The sequence below is a fragment of the Rhizobacter sp. P5_C2 genome, assembly GCF_054049715.1.
In genome coordinates this window covers 1-3130 of sequence record NZ_JBFULV010000211.1, presented here as the reverse complement: position 1 = coordinate 3130, position 3130 = coordinate 1, and the positions used below count along the sequence as shown (strand labels likewise).

Sequence of the window (3130 nt, the reverse complement as noted above, 5' to 3'; positions counted from 1 at the left end):
CTGCGCATCCTGGGCATGGCCAAGACGATGAAGGCGGTCAGTTCGATGGGGGCGTGAGCCCCTTGTTGCCTTCAATAGGCTCGCTTGGGCCCCTGCATGGCCTGCGTGAAGGCCTTCCGGTGGCCTCAAAATACTGCGAGTCGCGAAGCCGCGTCCAGCGGGTCACATTGCTGGTGGAGCGGCACCTATTGCGCAGTTCTCACACAGCCTCGGCCACAAGCTGCCGGTGATGAACGTCCGCTTGCGAGGAGCCTTGGCTCAGACTTCACGGCTAGACTTTCGGCATGTATCCCCAGTCCCTCGTGGCCCGAACTTGCGACCCGCTGCCGGGCGGTTGTTATACGGCACGCTCCGGCGTTAGGGCGCAGTAGATGTCGCCCTACAACACGTTAGGCCCCTGAAATGCGATGGCTTGCCTGCCTTTCTCTGTTGGTCTGCGGGAGCTGGGCTCATGCGGATCAGCTCTATGTCTTCGTTAGCGTGACATGCACGCCCAAGCTCGTTGAGGTGAAGTTCGAGCGGGCGTGGAACGAGGCAGGAAAAGCGATTATTTCTGCGCGGGCACCAAGCACATGGCACACCGATGAACTGCGTTCAATTGCGTCGGCCGATGATGTTCACTACGAGACCACACCGAGGCCTAAATCCGTTCGTTGCTCTCTTGCCGGCATTGAAGTCCGAATCTTGGTGGAGCCAGAATTTGCGCCACGTTGGAGCCCAGTCGGAGAGTGTGCCGCGCGTACGGGCGCCAAAGTAAAGATCCATCGAGGTGATTCGCTGGTGGACACCGAGGGGCTCGACGCATGTACCGAGCTTGGCGAGGTGCCTGTGTCTATTCGCATTTTTGCGAGCGGGGCGCCTATCATTTCGCGCATATCGGCGCAGGAGTTCATTCATGGTCCGTACCGTACTATTCCGTAGAGAACCTCGAGGCCTGGGTCGCCTTTCTTCTTCCACGGTTGCCGCGCCTGTTAAGTCCAAGTGACAACACCGCGCGCACGGAACAATGACGCCCAACCCTGCGCTCAACCGGACCGCCGAAACGCTGCGCATTTCGGTTCTCTCCGCCTTCGGCTCCGGCGGCCGGTTAGCTCCACGTTGGGCGTCAAAGAGGCATCCCATCCCGGCCGTAAGTCCGTGCGATTTCACATGGACATCATGATCACTTCACGTTTTTTGAAGATGATGTTCGATTCTGAGACCAGGAATTTGAGATGGTAGAGATGAACATGGGCGGAGGAGCAGCATTAAGTCTGGTCGCCATGTTGAGTTTCAGCTTGCCCGCCATCTCCCAGGACGCAACCAATGCGTGCGAATTTGCCAACTCCGGCAGGCAATTCCGAGTGGGGGGAACGCGCACGCATGATGGCCCTCCGATCTTGGACGAAGACTTTCTCGGGAACTTTATATATGACAGTTCAAACAACGAGCGCGTCTACTTCACGATCGCCCTAGATCCATCGGACGGCACCGTCGGCGGCACGGTGTTTGCGGCTCAAGGCACTCCGCTTCATGACTACGTAGCCACCCGAGGGGCTCGATGCGTTGGTAAGGCTGTCGTCGTCAACGTGTCAGGCTTCTACGTTGCGGGTTCATGTTTTCACCGAATGCAATGGAACATACAGGCCTATGTTGACGCGGATCGGTCTTTGGTGGTGACTCGCTATCAAACAGACGAATACGGTCGCTTCTGCTCCAAGACGTCGACAATGTCCACTGAGAGAACACGCTATAGGCCATACAAAGTCATTGCTGAGTAGCTCTCGGAGTTTCGCTAATGGCAGTTGTCGCAAAGCAGAATCTTCGCAGTCACATGTTGACGCCCAACCCTTCAATCGAGAGGATATACCCCGGCGAGCCGGGTCATGCCTCTCATCTCAAACGTTAGGCATCTCCGCAAATGCGCGAACTCATCCGTCCGGCACTGACGCTCCTCACATTCGCACTGGTAGCCGTTGTCGAATATCGGATAGTGATGTCCTGGCTCCCTCCGGCCAGCTACTTCACTTCCGAGAAGGTCAATGAACTCCTGCTCATATCTATGGGGTTCGCATTCCTGCCCATCTTTGTAGCAGTCCTGCTTGCGGTCATCGCTGTCGCTGTCATGTCTCTTCTAGCATGCGCTCCTGCCTATGCCTGCTGGAAGCTCATGTCCACCGAACCTCGTACTGGGCCCACCCCTCGGGAACGATCATTGAGAAGACTTGAAGAGCTGCGGAAAATGACCCCGGAGCGAAATCAGAAGCATGTACAGAGAAAGGACGTCTAACCCTTCCATCGAGCCGACGTGCCCCCGGCAAGCTGGGTCACGCAGCGAATGTCAAACGTTAGGCGTGAGCATGCTAAGTCGCAGAGCGATCTCAATCATCATTGCAGTTGCCTCCGGAATTGCTCCAACCGTCGCGGCAATTGCATGGGTTCCTATCGTCTTCCTTTTCGGCATGGGCAGCCTCACCGAAGAACCTCTAGCCGCCGCAGCCTTTTTCACTATGGGCGCAGCTTCCTCAATCTCGGTGGTCAATTACTGGTATCTCGCCGTTAGGACAGTGAGAGGTCAGCCGTACGGCTCCATCTGGATCTTTGCTCTCGCCACACTGTGTGCCTGCGTCGCAGTCGCGGCTATCGTGTGGGCACTTCCTCCCGGGCGCGCTGCGGCACTCAGCCTGCCGTTTGTAGCGGTCTCATTTCTGTTTTCGTGGCGGCAGTACGCGGAGATTCGTCCGAGCCGTGAAATGCAGAGCCAGAAGTAGAACTGAGGTCGTCCATATGCCTGCAGTCTCACGCTCTACGGTCACGCCTAACCCTTTAGTCAACCGGCGGCGCTCGGTTAGCCGGGCGCCGCCGGTTATTTCAAACGTTGAACGGCCGCTTTCCRGTGCCTTGCTCCGCCTGAGCCACCTTCCGCTATGGGTCGAGGCTGTGTGCAAACGTGCAGAGCGCCGCACGGGACGGGACTGCCCGTCAACGCGCAGCACGCGCTCAGCGATGAGTTCGAGGTTGAGGGCTCACGCCCTACGACCGCATCGCTGCGATCAGTGGCTGCGCGCCGATGATCTTGAGGGCTCGCTTCAGGTTGTAGGCCAGTACCTGCAAGCTCATCTCGGTTCGCACCCGAGGTAGCGTTCTGGTC

The 3130-nt window shown here is 57.8% G+C and carries 2 protein-coding genes; both read left to right on the top strand.

All coding sequences use genetic code 11. The features are described 5' to 3' along the window. Positions 1-402: 402 nt before the first annotated feature. On the top strand, positions 403-921 hold the full coding sequence (locus ACXJLU_RS32980; RefSeq protein ID WP_457337946.1) for a hypothetical protein: 519 nt from the start codon (positions 403-405) through the stop codon (positions 919-921). Between the two features lie 293 nt (positions 922-1214). Further along, a complete protein-coding gene (locus ACXJLU_RS32975; protein ID WP_457337945.1) occupies positions 1215-1760 on the top strand; it encodes a hypothetical protein in 546 nt (181 codons plus the stop codon). The last annotated feature ends 1370 nt before the right edge of the window (positions 1761-3130 follow it).

Coding starts and splice junctions, on each gene's coding strand:
- ACXJLU_RS32980 (WP_457337946.1), top strand. CDS start 403: ATGCGATGGCTTGCCTGCCTTTCTCTGTTGGTCTGCGGGAGCTGGGCT.
- ACXJLU_RS32975 (WP_457337945.1), top strand. CDS start 1,215: ATGGTAGAGATGAACATGGGCGGAGGAGCAGCATTAAGTCTGGTCGCC.